The sequence below is a fragment of the Hymenobacter amundsenii genome (assembly GCF_002204745.1).
Classification (GTDB): Bacteria; Bacteroidota; Bacteroidia; order Cytophagales; family Hymenobacteraceae; genus Hymenobacter; species Hymenobacter amundsenii.
Map to the genome: position 1 here is coordinate 1 of NZ_NIRR01000019.1, position 21,594 is coordinate 21,594.

Sequence of the window (21,594 nt, forward strand, 5' to 3'; positions counted from 1 at the left end):
GAGCAAAAAGTCCCTGCCGCTTCTGCGGCAGGGACTTTTTGCTCTATGAAGGAGGGTTACGTCAGTTTTGCCTTACCATGATAGCACGACTCCCTGATTCACTTTTAGGCAGTCACCTTGCGGTACATTTTGGCGAGGTGCTCCACGGCGTAATCGACCTCCTCGGCGGTATTGTACTTGCTCATCGAGAAGCGGATGGTTCCGCGGTCGGGGTCGCAGCCCAAGGCGCTAAGCACGTGGGAGCCCGCATTGGCCCCGCTGGTGCAGGCCGAACCGCCCGACACCGAGATGTGGTTGATGTCGAGGTTGAAAAGCAGCATTTCGTTTAGTTCGGAAGGCGGCAGGCTCACACTCAGCACCGTGTACAGGCTCTGCCCCGTCTCCGCCGACGTCCCGTTAAACGCCACGCCCTCAATGTCAGCCTGCAGCTTCGTAATAAACCGGTCTTTGAGGCCCTGAATGTGCTGCTGGTGCTCGGCCATGCCCCGACAGGCAATTTCGAGGGCCTTAGCCATTCCCACGATACCGTACACGTTTTCGGTGCCCGCCCGCTGGTTGCGCTCCTGCGAGCCCCCATAAATCAAGGCATCCACCGTCTGTCCCGAGCGTCGGTAGAGGAAGCCAATACCTTTGGGCCCATGAAACTTGTGGGCCGAGCCCACCAAAAAGTCTACCGGCACTTGCTGTACGTCGTGCTTGTAGTGGCCCATGGTCTGCACCGTATCGGTATGGAACACGGCCTGATGCTGCCGGCAGATTTCGCTGATGGCCGCAATATCGTTGAGGTTGCCGATTTCATTGTTGGCATGCATCAGGCTCACAAACGTGCGCGGACTGCTGACCAGTAGTTCTTCTAGATGCTCCAGATCAAAGCGGCCTTGCTCATCGTGGCGCAGGTAGCTCAGCTCCAGATCATCGGCCTTGGCCAGCGCCTGCATGGGGTGTAGCACCGCGTGGTGCTCCAGCTTGGAAGTGATGCCGTGCTGGAGGCTTAGTGTTCGCACGCTGCCAAACGCGGCATAGTTGTCCGCCTCGGTGCCGCAGGAAGTGAATACGATTTCGGCCGGCGCGGCATTAATGAGGTGGGCTATCGTTTTGCGCGCGTTTTCGATGGCCGCCCGTACCTTCCGCCCGTGGCCGTGGATGCTGCTAGGGTTGCCATAATGGTTCTGCAAAAAAGGCAGCATGGCATCCAGCACCTCGGGGTCCAGCGGCGTAGTAGCGGCGTTATCGAAATACACGTTCATTTTGGAGAGCTGAGAGGTTAGATGCGAGAAGTGAGATGATAGAGCACACGGGGCAACTTGCCAACGGCCGGCAGATGCTGAGCCGCTCGTTCGTGTCACCTCTCACTTCTACTCCAGCAAAATTACTGATTGATAATTTCCTTGATGTCGCCGATGATTTTGTTGGCCAAATGGTCGGCCGTGGCGTTGGATTCCGATTCGGCATAAATGCGGATGATGGGCTCGGTATTCGACTTGCGCAGGTGTACCCACTCCTTATCGAACTCGATTTTCACGCCATCGATGGTATTTACCGGCTGCTTGGCGTAGCGCTTCTCCATCTCGGCCAACACCATATCGGTATCGATGTCGGGCGTCAGCTCAATCTTGTTCTTCGAGATGAAGTAGTTCGGGTACGAAGCCCGCAGGCGCGTCATGGTCAGGCCAGATTGGGCCAGATGGCTCAGAAATAGCGCAATGCCCACCAGCGAATCACGTCCGTAATGCAGCTCGGGATAGATGATACCGCCGTTGCCCTCGCCACCAATGATGGCGTTGGTTTCCTTCATCTTATTCACCACGTTCACCTCGCCCACAGCAGCGGCAGCGTATTGGCCCCCGTGCATTTCGGTTACGTCGCGCAAGGCGCGAGTGCTGCTCAGGTTGCTCACGGAATTGCCGCCGCCGTTCTGGCCCAACACGTAATCGGCCACTGCTACCAGGGTGTATTCCTCCCCGAACATGGTGCCATCCTCGTTCACCAGAGCCAAGCGGTCCACGTCGGGGTCAACTACAATTCCCAGGTCGAAAGAGCCCTTTTCGAGCACCCGGGCAATTTCGCGCAGGTTTTCGGGAAGTGGCTCGGGATTGTGAGCGAAGTCGCCGGTAGGCTCGCAGAACAGCTTCTCAATGGCTTCAACGCCTAACTGCTCCAGTAGCATCGGCACGGCGAAGCCCCCGCAGGAGTTCACAGCATCCACCACCACCCGGAAGTTCTTGGCCTTAATAGCCGCCTTATCAACCAACGGCAAGGCCAGAATAGCGTCGATGTGCTGCTGCAAAAACGAGTCGTCGGTGGTGTAGCTGCCCAGCTTGGTTACGGGGGCGAAGTCGAAGGCTTCGGAGTCGCCGAGGGCCAACACCTGCTTTCCGTCTTCATCCGAAATAAACTCGCCTTTGCTGTTGAGTAGCTTCAGCGCATTCCACTGCTTAGGGTTGTGCGAGGCCGTGAGAATGATACCGCCGCCGGCCTGCTTGGCGGGCACAGCCATTTCTACGGTGGGCGTGGTACTCAGGCCCAGGTCAATGACGTTAATGCCCAAGCCTTGCAGCGTAGCCGTTACCAGCCGGTTCACCATATCGCCCGAGATGCGGGCGTCGCGGCCAATAACGATGAGGTTGTTCTGGGTCTTGTCAAGCACCCAGGTCCCGAAGGCGGCGGCGTACTTCACAATATCGATGGGCGTCAGGCCGTCGCCGGCCGCGCCGCCAATGGTACCCCGGATGCCCGAGATGGATTTAATTAGAGCCACGATGAGGACTGGTAAAAAGTAGAAGGGCGAAATCACCCGCAACAGGCTGCAAAAGTAGCCAACCTAAGCTGGTTTCCTTACGCAGTAAACCAGCTTGCCAGCTGAAGCAATCCGCAATCTTGCTTTAGTCAGGTTCCTTCCCATTACCCGTTACTGTATATTTGGCCTGATGGAAACCACCGCTACCACCCGCCGAACTGAACAGTTAGCTGCCTTCGGCCGCCTGCTCGACGTACTTGACCGCCTGCGGGCCGAATGCCCCTGGGACCGGAAACAGACCTTCGAAAGCCTGCGCCATCTTACCATCGAGGAAACCTACGAGCTCAGCGACGCCATCATCCGTCACGACCTGCCCGATCTGCAAAAAGAGCTGGGCGACGTGATGTTGCACCTGACGTTTTACGCCAAAATTGCCAGCGAGCAAGGCGCGTTCGATATCGCCGACGTACTAAATGCCCAGTGTGAGAAGCTTATTTTTCGCCACCCCCACATTTACGGCGACGTGCAAGCTGACACCGAGGACGAGGTGAAACGCAACTGGGAGCAACTTAAACTGCGCGAAAAAGGCAACTCCTCGGTTCTGGGTGGCGTACCTGCTTCACTACCGGCCCTCATTAAGGCAATGCGCATTCAGGAAAAAGCCCGGGGCGCAGGCTTCGATTGGGACCAACCCGAGCAGGTATGGGCGAAAGTGCAGGAGGAGCTGGCCGAGTTTGGGGCCGAATTCAACCAGCCGCCACCTACAACCGCCGCCAACGATGAAGAGCGCGCTGAACGGGCCGCTGCTGAATTCGGCGACCTGCTCTTTTCCCTCATCAACTTTGCCCGGCACGCCAACATCAACCCGGAGGAAGCATTGGAGCGCACAAACCGTAAGTTCATTGGGCGTTTTCAGTACCTTGAAACGCGGGCGGCCCAGGATGGTCACCAATTATCCGATCTAACGTTGGCACAGATGGACGTTTATTGGGAAGAAGCCAAACGCATCGGAGCCTCCAAAATCAACTGATTTTTTCGAAGAAACCGCTTTTTTTTGCGGTTACTATGGGTTTAAAGCGTTTAAACCCATTTTTCTTTTGGTAGCAGTCAGCTTTTTTAACTAGGTTTGCCAAGGTTAGTCTAGTTTTCGCCGGCTTTTTTCGCTTCCACATCAACCTGTACTACTCCGGCCCCGGTGTCGGCAGCGTGCAGGAAAACAAGAAAAGTCAGAATATCAGACCCACCACTTCTTTCATTTTTTTTTTACAACTGCTCAACCTTTCACCAACAACCCACTAATTCTCCGGACCAATGGAACAAAAGAATGCTATGAATAAGCCCGCGGCCCGGCCCGCCGCTGCTGTTGCTGCGCCAAAAGGCGAATCCCGCGGCAGTGGCTCATCCGCTTTTGCCGTTATTGCCATCATCTCGGCATTCGTTGTGAGCGTGTTGCTCTTCATTTTTGTATTTGGTGACGGTAGCCACTTCCAAGGTGGCAACAACGAAAACAACCCCATCGCGGGCGACTACTTCGGTGTAGTGTACAAAGGTGGTCCGGTAGTACCGGTCCTGATGACCATGTTCCTGCTCGTTCTCATCTTCTCGATTGAGCGGGCCCTGACCCTGAGCCGCGCTAAAGGCTCGAAGAGCATCGAATCGTTTGTTCGTAACGTCCGTCAAAAGCTGAACGTGAATGACATCACGGGTGCTATTGCCGCCTGCGACCAGCAGAAAGGTTCGGTAGCTAACGTTGTTCGCGCCGGTCTGGTGAAATACCAGGAGATGTCGCGCGACCGTTACCTGGAGAAAGACCAGAAAGTATTGGCTATCCAGAAGGAAATCGAGGAATCGACTGCTTTGGAGCTGCCGATGCTGGAGAAAAACCTCGTTATCATCTCTACCTTGGCTTCTATTGCCACGCTGGTAGGTCTGATTGGTACGGTACTGGGTATGATCAAGGCCTTCTCGGCTCTGGCCCAGGGTGGTGCTCCTGACGCAGTTGGCTTGGCCAACGGTATTTCGGAAGCCCTCATCAACACGGCCCTCGGTATTACCGGTTCGGCCCTGGCTATCGTTGCCTACAACTTTTTCACCAGCAAAATTGACGAGCTGACCTACAGCATCGACGAAGCTGGCTTCAGCATCATTCAGACCTTCTCGGCCCAGCACGGCGCAACCGACCACTCGGCCCCGGTTACCACGACCACCATCTAGTTTTAGCGCCTTGCGCACTAAAACCGTGAGTTGTTCGTTTCTGAATCACGCGTTTAATTACACCAGCAATGCCTAAAGTAAAGCCTCACAGAACATCGCCGTCGTTGGATATGACTCCGATGGTAGACCTGGCCTTCCTGCTGGTGACTTTCTTCATGCTCACCACCAAGTTTGCCCCGGAAGAGGCCGTAGTGGTGGAAACGCCTTCCTCGACTTCCGAAATCCGGCTGCCCGATGCCCACGTGGTAACGGTTGCTATTGATAAGGACAAGCGTATATTCTTTGGTATCGGCGACGATGAAATCAAAGATGAGGTGCTTAAGCAGGTAGGCGCTAAGTATGGCATCAGCTTTACGCCTAAGCAGGTGCAGGCTTTTCGCGGTGCAGGTGCCAGCTTTGGTACTCCCATCGAGAAGCTGCCCGCTTTGCTTAACCTCGACCCCGAGAAGCGCAAGGAGGTAACCCAGGACGGTATTCCGGCCGACTCGACCAACAACCAGCTCATGGAGTGGGTAGTAACGGCCCGGTCGCTTAGCCAGAAGCAGTTCAACGCGGCTCCGTATATCGCCATTAAGGGCGATGGACAAGCCGATGTGCCGACGGTGAAGAAAGTCATCAAACTGATGCAGGAGAAGAACATTAACCGGTTCAATCTCATTACCGACCTCGAAACCAAACCGGTGGCCGGTAAGTAACCCGCACAGAGACCATGGCAGAAATACAACAAAATAGCGGCGGCGGCGGAAAAGGCGGCAAAAAGCGGGCGAAAAAGATGTCGACCAAAATCGATATGACCCCGATGGTTGACCTTGCCTTCCTGCTGCTGACCTTCTTCATGCTCACGACCACCTTCAGCAAACCCACCGTGATGCAAGTCACGATGCCGGTGAAGCCGAAGGACAAAACCGAACAGTCGGAGATCAAAGCATCCAATGCTTTCACCATTCTGCTCGGGGAGAACAACAAGGTTTATTATTACGACGGCCTACTATCGGCTGACACCAAGCCGGAACTGAAGCTGTCGAGCTACGATGCGAATGGCATCCGCAAGGAGCTACTCTCGCGCCGTAGCAATAAAGACCTTGTCGTGCTGATTAAGCCGGACGACAAGTCCAACTACAAAAACATGGTCGACATCCTCGACGAAATGAACATCACCGACCAGCGTAAATACGCCTTGGTGGATATTTCGAAGGCCGATGTAGACCTGATTAAATCCTCTGAATTATGATGGACAACGCACAGTTGGCCAACGCTTCGCTCGACGACATCGTCTTCGAGGGGCGTAATAAGGCCTACGGGGCTTATCTAATTCGGCGGGTATACGGCAAGCACGTAACTCGGGCAGTTCTGATTTCTATTGCCATTTTCGCTCTTCTGGTTGCGTTCCCACTTGTGGCGCGCATGCTGAAGAAAGACGAAGTGGTAGTGGAGGATCAGATGCTCAAGATCAACGAGCTGATGGAAGCCCCGCCATTGGATAAGGTAGCCCCTCCTCCGCCCCCGCCACCACCACCGGAGGCCCCGCCACCGCCACCACCGAAGCTCTCCACCATCAAGTTCACTCCACCCGTCGTGAAAAAGGACGAGGAGGTACGGAAGGAAGAAATTCCTGACCAGAAGGAGTTGGAGGAGAAAACGGTAGCTGCCGTGACGATTAAGGGCAATACTGACAACCCTGCCGACCTGAAAGGGCTGGAGCCCGGTGAGGGCACCAAGGCAGTGGAAGAAGTGGTGAAAGCAACGCCTTATACCTATGTGGAGCAGATGCCGGTTTTCCCCGGCGGACAGGAAGCATTGCTCAAGTACATTGGTAGCAATATCAAATACCCGGCAATGGCTTTGCGCAACCAGGTAGAAGGCCGCGTGTTTATCAAGTTCGTAGTGGGCCCCGATGGGTCGGTTTCGAATGTGGAAGTGCAGAAAGGTATTGGTGCCGGTTGCGACGAAGAGTCGGTCCGGGTTATCAAGAACCTGCCACGCTTCACGCCTGGTAAGCAGAATGGTCGGGCAGTATCCGTGTACTTCACGGTTCCCGTAACCTTCGCCATCAAGTAAATACCAGTTGGCCGATTTATTTTGGCTCACTGTAAACCCCGAATCAGACGCCCGTCTGGTTCGGGGTTTTATTTTGCGGTTTGAGGAAAGAAAATATAGTAGGCGTGCATACTACCGACCACGCTAAAAGCGTTGATACCCTGAAAGCCAGCGGGTAGGAGAAAGAGTGAGGGTAGCAGGGGCTTGGTAAGCGAACCGTATTTCCGTTCACCTTAACCCCATATACCATGACCACTACCGCTCCCATCTCCCTGCCTTCCCTCGATGATATCGTCTTCGAGGGGCGTAACAAAGCTTACGGAGCCTACGCCCTGCGCCAGCTCTATGGCCGTCATGTGCTTAAAGCCATTGGACTAGCTGGTGCCTTGCTTCTGTTGCTGGTTGCCTTACCTATCGTTGTTCGTACGCTGTGGCCGCCGCTGGTGGTAGCGGTGCCCATCGTACCCGACGGGCCGTATGTCATCATTATGCCACCGCCTACCTTCGTGCAGCCCCCGGTAACGCCGCCGCCCGCTAGCCAAGCGACCATCAGCCTGCGCACTAATGTTGATGATCTACCCCCTAAAGTGGTAAAAGATGAGTTGGTAGAACCTAAGCCAGAGCAGCCGGTAGTGGCTCCGCCCGCCGTTGATGGCCCAGTAGCACGAGGCGACATCAACCTCGACGGCACCGGTGGCCTCAGCACCACGTTAGGACCGAATAAGGGTGGCAACGACACAGCCGCCAGTTCGGCAGCCTCTACCGTAAGCAAGCCTTTCGCTTATGTGGAAGTGATGCCCGAATTCATGGGAGGCAACGCGGCTATGATGCAGTACCTGCAGCGCCACCTCAAGTACCCAACTCAGGCGCTAAAGGCTGGCGTGGAGGGCCGCGTATACATTGCTTTCACCGTAAACCCCGATGGCGCTATCAGTGATGTGGAAGTGCTCAAGGGCTTAGGCTATGGCACCGATGAGGAAGCCAGCCGGGTTATTCGCCAGATGCCGAACTGGAAACCCGGCTACCAGAACCACCGCGCCGTACCGGTGCGCTACAACCTGCCCATCACCTTTCACTATCAGTAACCCTTTCCAACTAGCCTTTTTCGGCCAGACAGCCGTATCTTAAGCTACCTTTCGTCAGCCAATGACCGGGGCAAACCGGCCATTGGCTGACTTTTTTTACGCATTTCCGTTCAGCTTACTAGCACCGCGAACCCTTCCGCCAATTCGTGCCTGAACAAAAACGCGCTATTTTTACGTTAGCCGACCCTACTGCCTTTTTCGCTTCTCTATGCCCGACCTCCCTCCTACCCACGAACGATTGGGCCAGCCTAACCGCCAGCCCGGCCTAATTCGCTACTTCACCCTGTTTATGTCAGTGCTGTATGTGGTGTTGGGCATCTACCTCTGGTTTGTGCCGGCTGGTACGCTGTCGTTGGGCGAAACGCCGCGCCAACTGCTGGCAGCCGTCTTCGTATTTTACGGAATCATTAGATTTGTTCGCACCTACCAATTACACTTCAGCAAGAACCGAGATGAAGATGATGCGCGCTAATTTCACGGGCCTAGTGGCCGGTTTGCTTGGGGCTGCTGCCTTGGCAGGCTGCAATGGCAACGACTCTGGCAGCAAGGCAGCCATCGATACGCCTACCAGCGGCACGATCAACATCGGGGTTGATGAAACGTTTGCGCCCATTCTTAAGTCGCAGGTCGATACGTTTCAAAAGCTCTACCCCACGGCTCACCTACAGGCCCAATATCGGCCCGAGCGCGAGGTGATACAGGCTTTCCTCGATGACAGTGTTAGGCTGGCCGTGGTATCGCGGAAGCTGACTACGGCCGAGCAGGCCCATTTCAAACGCCTGCAACTAGAGCCCCGCGCCATTCGCATCGGCGTAGATGGCGTAGCCATCATCCTACACCCCAGCAACCCCGACTCGCTGCTCACAACGGCCCAGCTACGTGGTATTTTCACGGGCCAACTCCAGCAGTGGAGCCAAGTGAGCCCGAGCAATAAGCGGGGGGAGATTACGGCCGTATTCGACAACAACAACTCCAGCACCGCCCGCTTCGTGCAGGATTCCATTACCCGGGGTGTGGCGCTGGCCAAGGGTATTTTCGCCTCCGAGTCGAACCCGGCACTGCTCGATTACGTTGCAACCCATCCGAACGCAGTGGGCGTAATAGGCGTTAACTGGATAAGTGACCGCGACGATGCGGGCGTGCAGAAGCTATTGCGGCGGGTACGGGTGGCAGGTATCAGTAGCAAGGCCACCGGCAACACTCCCGACGACTTCGTACAGCCCTACCAAGCCTACCTGGCGCAGAAGACTTATCCACTACGGCGGGAGCTTTACATTATCAGCCGCGAGGCGCGTGCAGGTCTTGGCACCGGTTTTGCATCCTTCGTAGCGGGCAACAAGGGTCAGCTCATCATGCTCAAGTCGGGTCTAATGCCCGCAACTGGCCAAGTACGCATCATTGAAGTGAAGCCCAAATAAGTTTTTCCCTTTCCTTTCAGATTTCCACTTAACCTTTTACCTATGAACCTCAAGCCCTGGAAGCTCACGCTCCTCGCTGCGTTGTCTGTTTCTGGCTCGGCCGCCCTGGCTCAAACTACGGGTGTGCAGAAAGCCCTTGAAATGGAGCGTTACAACGAAGCCCGTGCCACATTGCTCCGTCAGGGCCAGTCGAATGAAACCTCGTTCGAACTTGGCCGCCTGTACCAACTGCGCGGTATCAACGACTCGGCCGCGTATTATTTCAGCCGTATTCCCTTCGAGAAGAAGGATGCTCTGACCATGATTGCCGCTGGCCGTGCCGCGCTGGCTAAAGGCAATGCAACCGAAGCTCAGACCCAATTCGACGCCGCAGTAAAGGCCTCCAAGGGGAAAGACCTGAAGGTATTCGCCATGATTGCCCAGGCTTACGCCGAATCTGATGTTAAGGACATCACAAAGGCACTGGAGTATGTTAAGGAAGGTGAGGCCTTTGCCGCTAAAACCGGTAAAGACGATCCGACCCTGATGATTGCCCGTGGCGACCTTTATCAGAAGCGCGAAACTGGCGGCGGTGAGGCCATGAACAGCTACGAGCGTGCCAATACTGCCGATCCTAACAATGTGCAGTCCTATGTGCGCCGTGGCCAGTTGAGCTTGCGCTCCCGTGACTACAACCGGGCCAAAGAGAACTTCGAGAAGGCTATCAGCATCGACCCGAACTACGCGCCAGCCTATAACTCGCTGGCTGAGACCTATTACTTCGCTGGTCGTTACGATGAAGCGTTGGCCCAGTTCCAGAAGTATATGTCGCTGGCCGAGAAATCACCCGAAACGGTGATTAAGAACGCCTCTTTCCTCTATCTGACGGGGAAGTACCCGGAGGCGATGGTGGAAATTGACAAGGTGCTTGCCAATGACCCCAACAATCTGACCATGAATCGGTTGAAGGCTTACTCGCTCTACGAGATGGGCCAGAATGATCAGGCTCTTGCTGCCATGCAGCAGTACATGACCGTAGCCAAAGCCCAGGGTAAGTCGATTCCGGAAGACAACGTGTACTACGGTAAGATGCTTATTAAGGGTGGCAAAACGGCCGAGGGCGCAGCACTTGTGCAGGATGCCATTAAGGCTGACCCTAAGAAAGCTGCTGAACTGCGCAAGGAGTTGGCCAAAGCCTATATGTCGGCTAAGGACTACCCCAAAGCCATTTCCACTTACCGGGCCATGATGAAGGCCAGCGAAGGTGGTGAACTCACCGATAAGGTGTACCTCGCCCGGGCCTACGAGATGAATGAGCAGTACATGCCTGCTGACAGTCTCTACGGCGTATTGCTGAAGGAGCGCCCCGAGTATGTACCCGGCTACCAGATGCGCGCTCGTGCCAACGCCAACCTCGACCCCGATTCCAAGAAGGGTCTGGCGAAGCCTTACTACGAGGAGTACATCAAGATGGCCAACGCCTCCGACAAGCCCGACAGCTACAAATCGGGACTGGTAGAAGCCAACAAGTACCTTGGCTACTATTACTACCAGAAAGGCGATAAGAATGCCTCGTTGCCTTACTGGCAGCAGGCGCTAGTGCTGAACCCAGAAGATGAGCAGGCTAAAACGGCTGTAGAAGCCATTACCAAGCCTACCAAAGCACCAGCCCGTCGTAAGTAAGAGTTGCGCTTCGGCGTCATAAATAAAGGCCCGCTACCATACTGGTAGCGGGCCTTTTTGCTGGTTGCTGTTTTTGCTTGAGGCTTGCCGCCTTACATATTTATTGTCCGCTCTGAGCATATTCTTCCCACATGGCCAGCACTGTCGCGAAATCGGCTGGTAGCTCAACTTCAAACTGCAGGTGTTCGAGGGTAGTAGGATGCTCGAAGCCAAGTGAGCGGGCGTGCAGGGCTTGCCGGGGCAATAGCGCCAGAGCCTTTTCAGCGAAAGCCTTGTAAGCACCGGTTCGCTGCCCGTACACTACCCGGTCGCCGCCATAGGTGGCGTCGCCGAACAACGGGTGGCCGATGTGCTTCATGTGCACCCGGATCTGGTGGGTACGACCGGTTTCAAGGTTGCACTGCACCAGCGCCACCTTCCCGAGCGACTGCAGCACCCGGTAATGCGTCACGGCGTGCTTGCCTAGCTCCTCGCCCTCGGGGAAAACCGCCTGCACCTTGCGGTCTTTGAGGCTGCGCCCAATATTGGTGCGAATGGTACCCGATTCTTCGGCTGGCACGCCCCAAACCAGCGCCAGATAGGTACGCTCGATGGTGTGGTGGAAAAACTGGTTCGAAAGATGGGTCATGGCGTACTCCGACTTACCAATAACCAGCAGTCCCGACGTGTCTTTATCGATGCGGTGGACCAGACCGGGGCGGACCTCGCCGTTGCGGCCGGTGGGTAAATCCTTTAGGTGATGGGCCAACCCATTCACCAACGTCCCCTCCCAGTGCCCGAAAGCCGGATGCACGACCAGCCCGGCCGGCTTATTAACGAGCAGCAATTCGGAGTCCTCGTAGCGGATATCAAGGTCCATCGGCTCGGGACCCACCTTAAACTCGCGGGGCGGTTCGGGCAGCGTCACCGTGATAATGTCGAGGGGCTTGACCCGGTAGTTCGACTTCACCGCCCGATCGTTTACCTGCACTGCTCCGGCCGTGATGGCATGCTGAACGCGCGTGCGCGAGGTTTTTTGAAGACGATTGAGCAGAAACTTATCCAACCTCAACAGCTCCTGCTTGCGGTTGGCCTGAAAGCGGTGGTGCTCGTAGAGCTCGTCGCCACCTTCGCTATCATCGTCGTCGTCCTCTTCTTCTGCGTAGGTTACAGCGTCCAGTACGGAAGGCGCCGCCGGGTGGGGCAACTGCTGCGGGTTGAGGGCCTGATCGGCTGGTTCTGGTGCTTTTTCCAGCTCTGCCATAGAGAAAGTAATTACGTACTGGTAGGGCCGCACCTAGGTAGAAATGACCCGGAAATAAAACAGCAGCAGCCGGAGCAAAAGCCCCGGCTGCGCAGGTGGTTCAGTAAAACAACAGCCGAAGCGGTTACTTCTTGGTCTTGGTTTTGGTTTTGGAAGCGGCCGGTACTACCGACGGAGCAGGAGCGGCTGGCGTAGCGACTTTCGTGTTGTTGGCACCAGGCGTAATGCCCATCTTCTTTAAAATCAGGTCCGATACGTCCCCTTCCTTAGGGCCGTGGAGCAGCACCGGGCTAGCCCCATCAGAATTGAGGATGTAGGTATAGCCGTTTTCCATAGCTACAGCGTCGATGTTTTGCTGGAGCTTATCGAGGGCCGGCTTGAGCAAGGTCTGCTGCTTCTGCTGCAGCGACGTTTCGGCGCTCTGCTGAAACTCCTGAATCGACTGTTGCAGGTTCTGCAGCTCCTTCTGCTTGTCGGCCCGGACGGGGTCGGGCATGGTAGCGGCACCCTTCTGGAAGGCTTCGCCCTTAGTTTGGTATTCGGTGTACTTGGTATCGAGCTGGTTTTTAAGCTGAGTGCTGTAGTCTTTCAGCTGCGACTCAATCTGCTTGCTTTCGGGCATCTGGCTCAGCACATACTCCACGCTGGTGTACCCGATTTTCAGCGGCGCGGTCTGGGCTACCGAAACAGTAGCCGTAGTGAAAGTGAGGGCAGCAGCGGCCAGGGCAACGCGGAATTTGTTCATGGTGGTCATTAAAAAGGGAATTATCAGAGGGTTAGATGCACAAAGTTACTTCTTTCGGCTTGCCGGGCGCGGAGTGCTCCGGGTAGCCGGACGAGCTGGGGCGGGTTCCTCGTCGTCGGTGGCCGATAAAGCCTCGCCGGCAACGGGCGTAGTAGGCGGCGTGACGGTTTTCACCGGCCCCTTCTGGCCAGGCTGGTTGCGCTCGGGCGATGCCAGACCCAACTCCTCAAGTACGAATTCGGTGTAGTCGTGCACGGGGTTGGTGTAGAGCATCGTCAGGTCGCCGGCCTTATCGAACACAATGGCTAGCTGCTTTTTCTTGGCCACTTTAGCAATGGCTTCAAACACCAAGTCCTGCACCGGCTTGGTCAGTTCCTGCCGTTTGCGGAACAGTTGGCCTTCGTAGCCAAAAATTTTGTTGGTGTAGGTCTTGAGCTCCTGTTCCTTGGTCAGAATCTCATCCTGACGCTTTTTCTTCATCGACTCTGTCAGAACCACTTCTTCGGCCTGATAATTCCGATGTAGCTTATCAACGTCTTGCTTCTGAGTTTCAAGATCACGCTGCCAGTTGGCCGACAGCGTATTGAGTTCCTGCTGGGCCTGCGTGTAGGCCGGCATCTTACTCATAATGAACTCCGAATCGACGTAGCCAAACTTCTGGGCCGCTGCCAGCTTAGGGCTGAAGGCCCCAACTACCAGTGCCAGCACGGCGACTACTCGTAAAATCCGGTTGCTCATACGATTTATCTGCAGGGAGAGAAGATGTCGGGCTGCCACGCCGCCGGAGTTAGCGGATTTGCTGACCAATGATGAAGTGGAAGATGCCGGATTTTTGATCAGACCCCGCTACACGCGGAACCTGGTCGAAACCCCAACCGTAGTCGAACCCTAGCAAACCGAATGCCGACATGAAAATCCGGGCTCCAAGGCCGGCCGAACGGTAGAGCTTGTACGGGTTGTAGTTGGTATACTGGTCGAATGAGTTGCCAGCTTCCGCGAAACCCAGCACGTACACCGTAGCCGCCGGGTTAAGGCTAACCGGATAACGCATCTCCATCACGAATTTATTGTACACGACGCCGCCGGCCGCGTTCTGGCGGGAATCTGGTAGCGAGTTGGTATCGTTGGGGTCGGCGTAGCCGCGCAGGCCAATGTACTCGGTGCCCGCAATAAAGTTAGATGAGCCTCCATAGCCCAGGCCAGCGCCACCCAGCTTAAACCGCTCGAACGGCCCGATTGGCCGGCCGCTGTTGTAGCTGCCAATAAAGCCGAAATGAGCCCGGGTGTTGAGCACCAGTTTGCCGATAACCGGCGTAAAAAAGGAAGCATCGAACATCCACTTATGGAATTCAATCCACTCCGTTACGCTCGGGTGGCCGAACAGGGAGTAAGGTGGCGTCAGGTTAACGCTGAGTGCCAGCGAGGAGCCGCGCCGCGTGAAGGTGGGGTTATCGATGCTGTTGCGGGCCAGCGTGGTGTTGAAGGTAATGTTGGTAGCGTTACCGCTGCCGGTCGGGAAAAATTCGCGGCCCAGGTTGCCGTAGTTATTGAGTTTGTACTGGGTCACCGACAGCGCGTTGCTGAGCGTAAAATAGTCGTCGGGCCAGCGGAGGCGACGGCCCAGGCTTATGCTGGCGCCGTTTGTTTTGAGCGAACCCGAATTCACATCGAGGCTGCTACCGTTGCGGTAAATGGTTTTGGTGAGGCTTACCGAAAGCGAGTTAGGCTTGCGCCCGCCCAGCCAAGGCTCCGTAAAAGAGAACGAGTACGCCTGATATTGTAGGCCGTTGGCCTGCACGTTCAGCGCCAAGCGCTGGCCGTCGCCGGATGGCACGGGCGTCCAGTTGTGGAAATCACCCGCCTTACGTAGCGAGAAGTTATTGAACACCAGGCCTACCGTGCCAATAAAGCCGGCGTAGCCACCCCAGCCGCCCGAAAGCGTAATCTGGTCGGACGGCTTCTCCTCTACCGTGTAGTTGATATCGACGGTACCGTCGGCCTGATTAGGGACGGGATTGAGACCGATTTTCTCGGGGTCGAAGTAGCCCAGCGTAGCCAGTTCGCGCTGGCTACGGATCAGGTTTTCGCGGCTGAATTTGTCGCCTGGCAGCGTGTAAAGTGCCCGGCGTACCACGTGGTCAGATGTTTTGGTGTTGCCCGCGACATTCACGTCTTTCACCCGGGCCTGTACGCCCTCACTTACGCGCATCTCAATATCAATTGAGTCGCCTTCCACTCGCGTTTCCACCGGCTCAATCTGGAAGAACAGGTAACCGTCGTTCATGTAGAGCGACGTTACATCCTGGCCGGTGGGGTTATAGTTGAGGCGCTTGTCGAGCGTTTCTTTGCTGTACACGCTACCCTCCTTGATGGCTAGCACCGAAGCCAGTGTCTTATCATCGTAGAGGTAGTTGCCCTTCCAGCTAATGTTGCGGAAGTAGTACTTCGGACCCTCATCCACGCGCACTGTCAGGCGCAGGCCGTCGTCGAAGCGAGCCAGCGAATCCGACACAATGGTAGCGTCGCGGTAGCCCTGGGCGTTGTAGAAGTCGAGTAGCAGTTGTTTGTCGTCGGCAAACTCTTTGGCCTGATATTTTCCCGAGTTGAATAACTTCGGAAACTTCTTCTCCTTGGTCTTCTTGAATTTGCCCTTCAGCTTTCCATCAGTGAAGGCCTCGTTGCCCTCAAACACGATTTCGCGGATTTTCACCTTTGAGCCCCGGTCAACGTTGATGGCCAGCACCACACTGTTGGAAAGCGACGAGTCGGGCTTCTGAGTGATACTGACCTTAGTATCGAGATATCCCTTATTGGTATAAAACTTACGTACCTGAGTCCGTGTGTTGCTCAGCAACGCGTCGGTCACCACCTTGCCCCGGATGAGTTTAATTTTGTTGCGCAACTCCTCCGATTGCCCCTTGCCTATACCCTCGAATACAAACTTCGACAAGCGCGGACGCTCTTTAAGGTTGAAATCGAGGAAAACCTTGCTGCCTTCCACGCGAGCAATGCTTACGCTCACGTCGCCCAGAATACCTTGGTCCCAGAGCTTGCGAATAGCCTGTCCGATTTCCTCACCCGGAATGGTGATAGGGTCGCCGATTTTCAGGCCCGAGAGCCCAATCAGCGTGTTGGGGTCGAGGTAACGGGCTCCACTGATGGTGATACCCCCAAGCGTGTAACGCTGGGGCTCATCGGCAGCGGCCAAATTGGCCGGGGTTTGTACCTGTCCGAAAACCGGGACCAATGGAGCAACTCCCAACGTCAGGGCTAGGGCGGCTACCGGAATAAGCTTATGGTAGGAAGAACTCATGTTCTGCGGTTACGAAACGGTTAGCTGCTCACTGGTTTTCCCGAACCGACGCTCCCGCTGCTGATAGGCACGCAAGGCATCGTACAAATGCTCACGCCGGAAGTCCGGCCAAAGCAAGTCGGTAATAAACAGTTCCGTGTAGGCTAATTGCCACAACAAAAAATTACTGATGCGCTGTTCGCCGCTGGTCCGGATCAACAGCTCGGGATCGGGCATACCAGCCGTCGACAGGAACCCTGCAAGGGTAGCTTCCGTAACCTGCTCGGGTTGGAGCCGCCCAGCAGCCACTTCGGTAGCTACGCGCCGAGCAGCCTGCGCCAAATCCCAGCGGCCACTGTAGCTGAGGGCGAGTACGAGCGTCATACGGGAGCCGTTTTTGGTCAGCTCCATGGCTTCCGCCAGCTCCTTTTGGCAGGAAGTCGGCAAGTTCTCGATCTGCCCAATGGCCTCCAAGCGGATGCTGTTTTTTAGCAGGGTCGGAGTCTCCTTGCGGATAGTGTGCACCAGCAGCTGCATCAGCGCCATTACCTCGTGGGCCGGGCGGGCCCAGTTTTCGGTGGAGAAGGCATAGAGCGTCAGGTAGCGTACGCCGGCTTCGGCAGCACCCTCCACCGTCTCCCGAACCGCCGTAATGGCGCTCTGGTGGCCGAAGATGCGTAAGCCGCCTTTCTGCTTGGCCCAGCGCCCATTGCCATCCATGATGATAGCGACGTGCGCGGGAATATTCTGGGAGTCAATTTCGGACCGGACGGCCATTGGCGCTTTTTGCGTAAAGAGGCCGCAAGTTACGTAAATGGTTGCATTCCGGCCGGTCCAATTACCCTATCCCACCAACTACCTGTACGCCCGCGCCCCCGCTACATTCTTAACGAGGGCGCGGAGGCAAGCTCAGCTATAGCTATCAAGTGGAAATTACCGTTTCTGTTTACCAGTTTCCTGCCCCGTATCCGGACACAGAATTTTATAAAAGGTGTAAGAAACGCTCAGACCGTTGTAGAAATACCAATCTTGGTCGTGTGGGTTGCCCAACAGATCATTCTGCCCCCGGCTTTTACCGTCGATGTGGTCCAGATCGTCAGTAATAGTTTTACGAGCGCCAGCTTCAAACCCCAGGTTCCAGTGCGTGGAAAGAGCATACTTAAAGCCAACTGCCACCGGAATAGCCAAACTAAGTACGCTCCCACTCTTATCGAGTGCTGGAAATGCACTGCTGGCAACCTTTGTGTTAGCATAGAAGCCAGCCAGCCCCACAAATACGTAAGGTGTAAAATGCACCTTATCGTGACGGTCATGATAGTCGAAGAAATTATATTCCATTCCGCCCGACACCTCTAACAACCCGCCCTTGAGATGAGCATCGCGGTATTGGGCCAGAGGTGAGTTGTTGCCATTGAGCCCCTTTACATTCCGGTCATCAGCCCGCAGCATCCCGGCCGTAATACCTGCACGCAATGTAATGGGGGCCGAAATATCCTTACGGTAAAAGCCTGTAATAGCCGGCCGGTTGTTGCGAAACTGGTAGTTTGGCGACAACTCGCCTTTGTAGACAAGCCCGCCAATTCCTAAGCCCACTTCACTAGTGGTCTGGGCAACAGAGGCGAGAGGGGCAAAAAAAACGCTCCCTACCGGCAATAAACCGATAAAGAGCGTTTTGAAAGAGAAATGCTGGGTCATTGAACTTGACTGGCAGTTGAAATTAAATCAGCAGTCAAGAGATTTGACTACCGGAATTTAGGGTTGCGTACACGGGGAGCAAGAATATAGTTGACCGAGACACCCAAAGTAGTGTACCAGTCCTTCTCATTACTCTTGCCGCGCATCTCGCCGCCCTGCTGAGCCTTGGTGTAGGTGCCAGGGAATTCACGGGTTATGTCCCAGCCAAAATACTGAGCATCGCCGGCGGCTAGTACACTACGGTTAGCAACGTAATTGCCGCTCACGTCATCGAGGTAGTCGGTAAAAGTTTTCCGGAAACCGAGCTCCAGACCGATATCAAAGGCTTTGTTGAGTTTGTAACGAGCACCCGCGCCAAAAGGAATGACGAATTGAGTTAGGTTGTAACCACTCGACTGTCCTTCCGTCCTTAACGGTTGCAGGTTTACAATATTGCCACTAGCATTTTCACCCTTAGGGTTGTGATGCATAACAGCAACACCACCAAAGAGATAAGGAACGAAGTCAGGACGTTTGATATAGTTGTTGCGGTTCTCAACTAAATCAAACATACCAACCACAGCAAGTTCAACAATATCATTCCGGAAATTCATGTTCCGGTTATACCGGAACTTATAGTCCTGATCGTTCTGGTCGGCTGCTTTCGAGTCGTCGCCGGTGATGCGGCCATACGACAGGGAAGCGCGACCGGAGATGCGGGGGGCGAAACGATGAGTAATGTTCAACCCTACGTTAGGGCGGCTAGCGCCGGCCCGGAAGCTCGGAATGCTAGGCTTGGGCGTGATGTCGCCAAAGTAGCTCATCGCGTTCAGCGATACACCTACTGAGTTGTACTGCTTACGCTTGCTGAACTGCTGGGCATCAGCTTCCGAAGCCAACAGCGAGAAGGCGAGCAGAGGGGCTACGGCAAGGGTGAAGAATTGCTTCATATTCAAGCGAAATTATGGATATCGGGCTGAAGAAAAGACTGAAAACTAAAAAAAGTACAGTTACAGTCGGATGACAAAAGTACGCGTTGTGAGGAACTAAAAAAAAGAAATATCAAAAAAAGCATGTCAAACTGGAGTACTAACCGGATTTCTTCGGTCGAGCCCCCAATTGAGTTTACTGCGCAAGGTACTCAGGAAGTTAACCTGATTGAGCTTAACTAGCCGAACACGGAAGTTTTCCCGACGAATGGCTATCTGAATTCCGGCTTCAACGGTCCGGGAGCGGGAATCGAGCGAGAGCAAAAAATTATTGCTGCGTCCCTCAATTTCAAAAGAAATCACGCTCCGGTCGGGTACAATGAGTGGCCGGACGTTCAGATTGTGTGGGCATACGGGAGCGATAACAAAATTGTTTGTCTGCGGTAACATTACTGGGCCGCCGCAGCTCAATGAGTAACCGGTTGAGCCAGTTGGCGTGGCAACTATCAGGCCATCGGCCCAGTAGGAATTCAGGTATTCCCCATCAATATAGGTGTGCACCACAATCATCGATGAGGTATCGCGCTTGAGAATGCTGAATTCGTTTAGGCCAAAATTGAGGTCACCAAACGTGTCGGGGTCAGTGTCTACCCGAATCAGGCTGCGGTCTTCGAGCACAAAATGGCCTTTGAAGAGCGCATCAATGGCTGGCGCAATATTTTGGGGCGAGATGGTAGCCAGAAAGCCGAGCCGGCCGGTATTGATGCCCAGAATAGGAATCTCCAGGGCACCGACGTAGGTGACGGTATCGAGCAGAGTACCGTCGCCGCCTATGCTGAGCACGAAACGGTTACCAGCTAGGGAATCGTCGCGGGTAAACGTGGCAAAGGCCTTGGGAAGGTCGAAATGGCGACCAAGGAACTCATAAAAGGTTTGTTCGATGCTAACTTCGGCCTGCCGGTACAGTAAGTCGTCGAGCAGGGCTTGCAGCACCGGCTTCTGCGCTTCATCGAAGGGCTTACCCAGAATGGCAATTTTCATAGTAAAAACGTAACGCGCCCCCAGCCAGCGTGGCTCAAATGGGAAATTGCGTGCGAAAGAAAAAACCACCCTGTCGCTCCCGAGTATGGGCATACTCAAGAGTAAATACCCAATCGTAGTAGGTGACTAAATGCAGACCCAGGCCAGTAGAAGCCAGCAGACGGTTAGGCAACCGATTGGAGGCCGGTGTAGTCCGCTGGCCAACGTAGCCAACATCGGCAAAGGTATTTAAATAAAATACCAGCGGAATATTATTGAAGCGGCTGCCGCCCACCCCACTTAGCCGAAGCTTGCCCAGATCGAAGATGCGGTAGCTTAGGCCCTGCCGCACCAAGGCCAGCTGGCGACCCTCCACCACATAGGCATCGTAGCCGCGCACGAGCAGGTCGTAGCCCAGGGCCCGGCGGTCGGGGTAGGCCAGGGCGCGGGCTACACGTAACTGGCCGGTGGCTCCAACAGCGTAGTACAATGTTCCCCCCAGGGCTACGTAGCGGGCGTATTCGGCCCGTACAGTAAGGTTGTTGGGGGTGCGGTTGCCCACGAAGGCCCGATAGCCGACGAATAACCGAGCGTACTGGCCGGTGAGCGGGTAGGCAAACGTGTTGCGTTGGTTGAGGGTGCTGGTCAGGCTGAACTCCAGAAACTCGCGCCGGGGGCCGTTGAGAAAGTAGCCGGGGTTGTAGTACAGTACGGAATCGGATACCCGCTCGTAGTGGTAAGCCGCGTCGAGGGCCGCCAGGAAACGTACGGTACGCCGCCAGCGCAGGCCTACGGTGGCATATTGGCGCTCAATAGGAAAGGCATCATCCTGGCGCAGGTTGCGCAGGCGGTCATCGACGGTGGCATAGTCGAGGGCGTGGCTGCGGTAGTAAGAGTAGCCGGCCCCGAACCCGACGCGGCGGCGGCGGCCGTAGCCAGGAGCCTCGTAGAACAGTTCGTATTTGCGGTTGAAACCTAACTGCAGATTGCCTAGCAGTTGCTCGTTGCGTCCCCGAAAGTTGCGGCGAACTATGTGCAGTCCATAGTCAACCCGCTTCCAGCGGTCGGGTCGGTCGAGCCACGACTGGAAGTTGCGGTCGGCCAGCGAGAAAATGGGGATGGGGAAAGTGTACCAGCGTTCCTGGAAGCTATAGAGTACGGTCAACTCCCCATCGCGGCACACGGCCTGCACCAGCACCTGATTGAAGAGCTGGAGGTTGAAAAGGCGGAGGCGGTTAGCTTCGAGACGGCGGCCCAGCGTGGCAGCGGCCAGCGTATCGCCCTCCTGCAAATCCAGCTCGGCCCGGAGCACCGTTTCCTTGGTTACCTGATTGCCAACGAACAACACCTGCCTCACGCGCAGCCGCACGTAGCCGGGACATTGTGCCTGCACCAGGCTATCGGGGCCGGTGCGCGTCAAGGTGTCAGGAAGGGTGGCGGCCGATACCAGCTGCTCCGGCCCGGGCACAGCGGCGGGCGCAGCAACCGGAGCGGGCAGCCAGCTCAGCAGAAACGTCAGCAGCGTAATCAACACCCCC

The 21,594-nt window shown here is 55.5% G+C and carries 20 protein-coding genes; 9 read left to right on the plus strand and 11 right to left on the minus strand.

Going from position 1 to position 21,594, the window contains the following annotated elements; all coding sequences use genetic code 11:
* Positions 1-104: 104 nt before the first annotated feature.
* The gene (locus tag CDA63_RS12025) at positions 105-1,247 is read right to left on the minus strand and encodes a cysteine desulfurase family protein (RefSeq protein ID WP_088464707.1); all 1,143 of its coding nucleotides are present in this window, start codon (positions 1,245-1,247) and stop codon (positions 105-107) included.
* Between the two features lie 122 nt (positions 1,248-1,369).
* Positions 1,370-2,758: a phosphoglucosamine mutase gene (gene glmM, locus CDA63_RS12030; RefSeq protein ID WP_088464777.1), complete on the minus strand. Its 1,389-nt coding sequence runs from the start codon at positions 2,756-2,758 to the stop codon at positions 1,370-1,372.
* Positions 2,759-2,927: 169 nt separating this feature from the next.
* On the opposite strand from glmM, the gene mazG reads away from it, so the two are divergent.
* From mazG to CDA63_RS12075, 9 genes are all read left to right on the plus strand, one after another.
* Positions 2,928-3,767 carry a nucleoside triphosphate pyrophosphohydrolase gene (gene mazG / locus CDA63_RS12035; protein ID WP_088464708.1) on the plus strand — a complete coding sequence of 280 codons (840 nt, stop codon included), beginning with the start codon at positions 2,928-2,930 and terminating at the stop codon, positions 3,765-3,767.
* 299 nt (positions 3,768-4,066) lie between these two features.
* A complete protein-coding gene (locus tag CDA63_RS12040) occupies positions 4,067-4,951 on the plus strand; it encodes a MotA/TolQ/ExbB proton channel family protein (protein ID WP_088464778.1) in 885 nt (294 codons plus the stop codon).
* A gap of 68 nt (positions 4,952-5,019) precedes the next feature.
* Positions 5,020-5,646, plus strand: a complete 627-nt coding sequence (locus tag CDA63_RS12045; protein WP_088464709.1) for an ExbD/TolR family protein — start codon at positions 5,020-5,022, stop codon at positions 5,644-5,646.
* Positions 5,647-5,660: 14 nt separating this feature from the next.
* Positions 5,661-6,182: an ExbD/TolR family protein gene (locus CDA63_RS12050; protein ID WP_088464710.1), complete on the plus strand. Its 522-nt coding sequence runs from the start codon at positions 5,661-5,663 to the stop codon at positions 6,180-6,182.
* Positions 6,179-7,009 (plus strand): energy transducer TonB, encoded by an 831-nt coding sequence (locus CDA63_RS12055; protein WP_242434655.1) that lies wholly within the window; start codon positions 6,179-6,181, stop codon positions 7,007-7,009. The genes CDA63_RS12050 and CDA63_RS12055 overlap by 4 nt, the downstream gene beginning before the upstream one ends.
* 227 nt (positions 7,010-7,236) lie before the next feature.
* The gene (locus CDA63_RS12060) at positions 7,237-8,073 is read left to right on the plus strand and encodes an energy transducer TonB (RefSeq protein WP_088464712.1); all 837 of its coding nucleotides are present in this window, start codon (positions 7,237-7,239) and stop codon (positions 8,071-8,073) included.
* A gap of 208 nt (positions 8,074-8,281) precedes the next feature.
* Positions 8,282-8,545, plus strand: a complete 264-nt coding sequence (locus CDA63_RS12065; protein WP_126546842.1) for a hypothetical protein — start codon at positions 8,282-8,284, stop codon at positions 8,543-8,545.
* Positions 8,532-9,491 (plus strand): PstS family phosphate ABC transporter substrate-binding protein, encoded by a 960-nt coding sequence (locus CDA63_RS12070; RefSeq protein ID WP_088464779.1) that lies wholly within the window; start codon positions 8,532-8,534, stop codon positions 9,489-9,491. Before CDA63_RS12065 ends, CDA63_RS12070 begins: the two co-directional genes overlap by 14 nt.
* A 42-nt stretch (positions 9,492-9,533) precedes the next feature.
* Positions 9,534-11,153 (plus strand): tetratricopeptide repeat protein, encoded by a 1,620-nt coding sequence (locus CDA63_RS12075; RefSeq protein WP_088464714.1) that lies wholly within the window; start codon positions 9,534-9,536, stop codon positions 11,151-11,153.
* A gap of 100 nt (positions 11,154-11,253) precedes the next feature.
* Here CDA63_RS12075 and CDA63_RS12080 read toward each other — a convergent pair whose 3' ends face one another.
* From CDA63_RS12080 to CDA63_RS12120, 9 genes are all read right to left on the minus strand, one after another.
* Positions 11,254-12,396: an RluA family pseudouridine synthase gene (locus CDA63_RS12080; RefSeq protein WP_088464780.1), complete on the minus strand. Its 1,143-nt coding sequence runs from the start codon at positions 12,394-12,396 to the stop codon at positions 11,254-11,256.
* 124 nt (positions 12,397-12,520) lie between these two features.
* Complete coding sequence (locus tag CDA63_RS12085; protein ID WP_242434656.1) at positions 12,521-13,141, minus strand: OmpH family outer membrane protein; 621 nt, start codon at positions 13,139-13,141, stop codon at positions 12,521-12,523.
* 45 nt (positions 13,142-13,186) lie between these two features.
* Positions 13,187-13,879 carry an OmpH family outer membrane protein gene (locus CDA63_RS12090; RefSeq protein WP_088464716.1) on the minus strand — a complete coding sequence of 231 codons (693 nt, stop codon included), beginning with the start codon at positions 13,877-13,879 and terminating at the stop codon, positions 13,187-13,189.
* Between the two features lie 49 nt (positions 13,880-13,928).
* A complete protein-coding gene (bamA, locus tag CDA63_RS12095) occupies positions 13,929-16,454 on the minus strand; it encodes an outer membrane protein assembly factor BamA (protein WP_088464717.1) in 2,526 nt (841 codons plus the stop codon).
* A 9-nt stretch (positions 16,455-16,463) separates the two neighbouring features.
* Entirely contained in the window at positions 16,464-17,210 is a 747-nt protein-coding gene (locus tag CDA63_RS12100; RefSeq protein ID WP_088464718.1) for an isoprenyl transferase, read from the minus strand.
* A gap of 156 nt (positions 17,211-17,366) precedes the next feature.
* The gene (porG, locus tag CDA63_RS12105) at positions 17,367-18,128 is read right to left on the minus strand and encodes a type IX secretion system protein PorG (RefSeq protein ID WP_088464719.1); all 762 of its coding nucleotides are present in this window, start codon (positions 18,126-18,128) and stop codon (positions 17,367-17,369) included.
* 47 nt (positions 18,129-18,175) lie between these two features.
* Positions 18,176-19,057, minus strand: a complete 882-nt coding sequence (locus CDA63_RS12110) for a DUF6089 family protein (protein WP_088464720.1) — start codon at positions 19,055-19,057, stop codon at positions 18,176-18,178.
* A 126-nt stretch (positions 19,058-19,183) separates the two neighbouring features.
* Complete coding sequence (locus CDA63_RS12115; RefSeq protein ID WP_088464721.1) at positions 19,184-20,077, minus strand: NAD kinase; 894 nt, start codon at positions 20,075-20,077, stop codon at positions 19,184-19,186.
* 34 nt (positions 20,078-20,111) lie between these two features.
* Positions 20,112-21,587: a POTRA domain-containing protein gene (locus tag CDA63_RS12120; RefSeq protein WP_165768285.1), complete on the minus strand. Its 1,476-nt coding sequence runs from the start codon at positions 21,585-21,587 to the stop codon at positions 20,112-20,114.
* Positions 21,588-21,594: the final 7 nt, after the last annotated feature.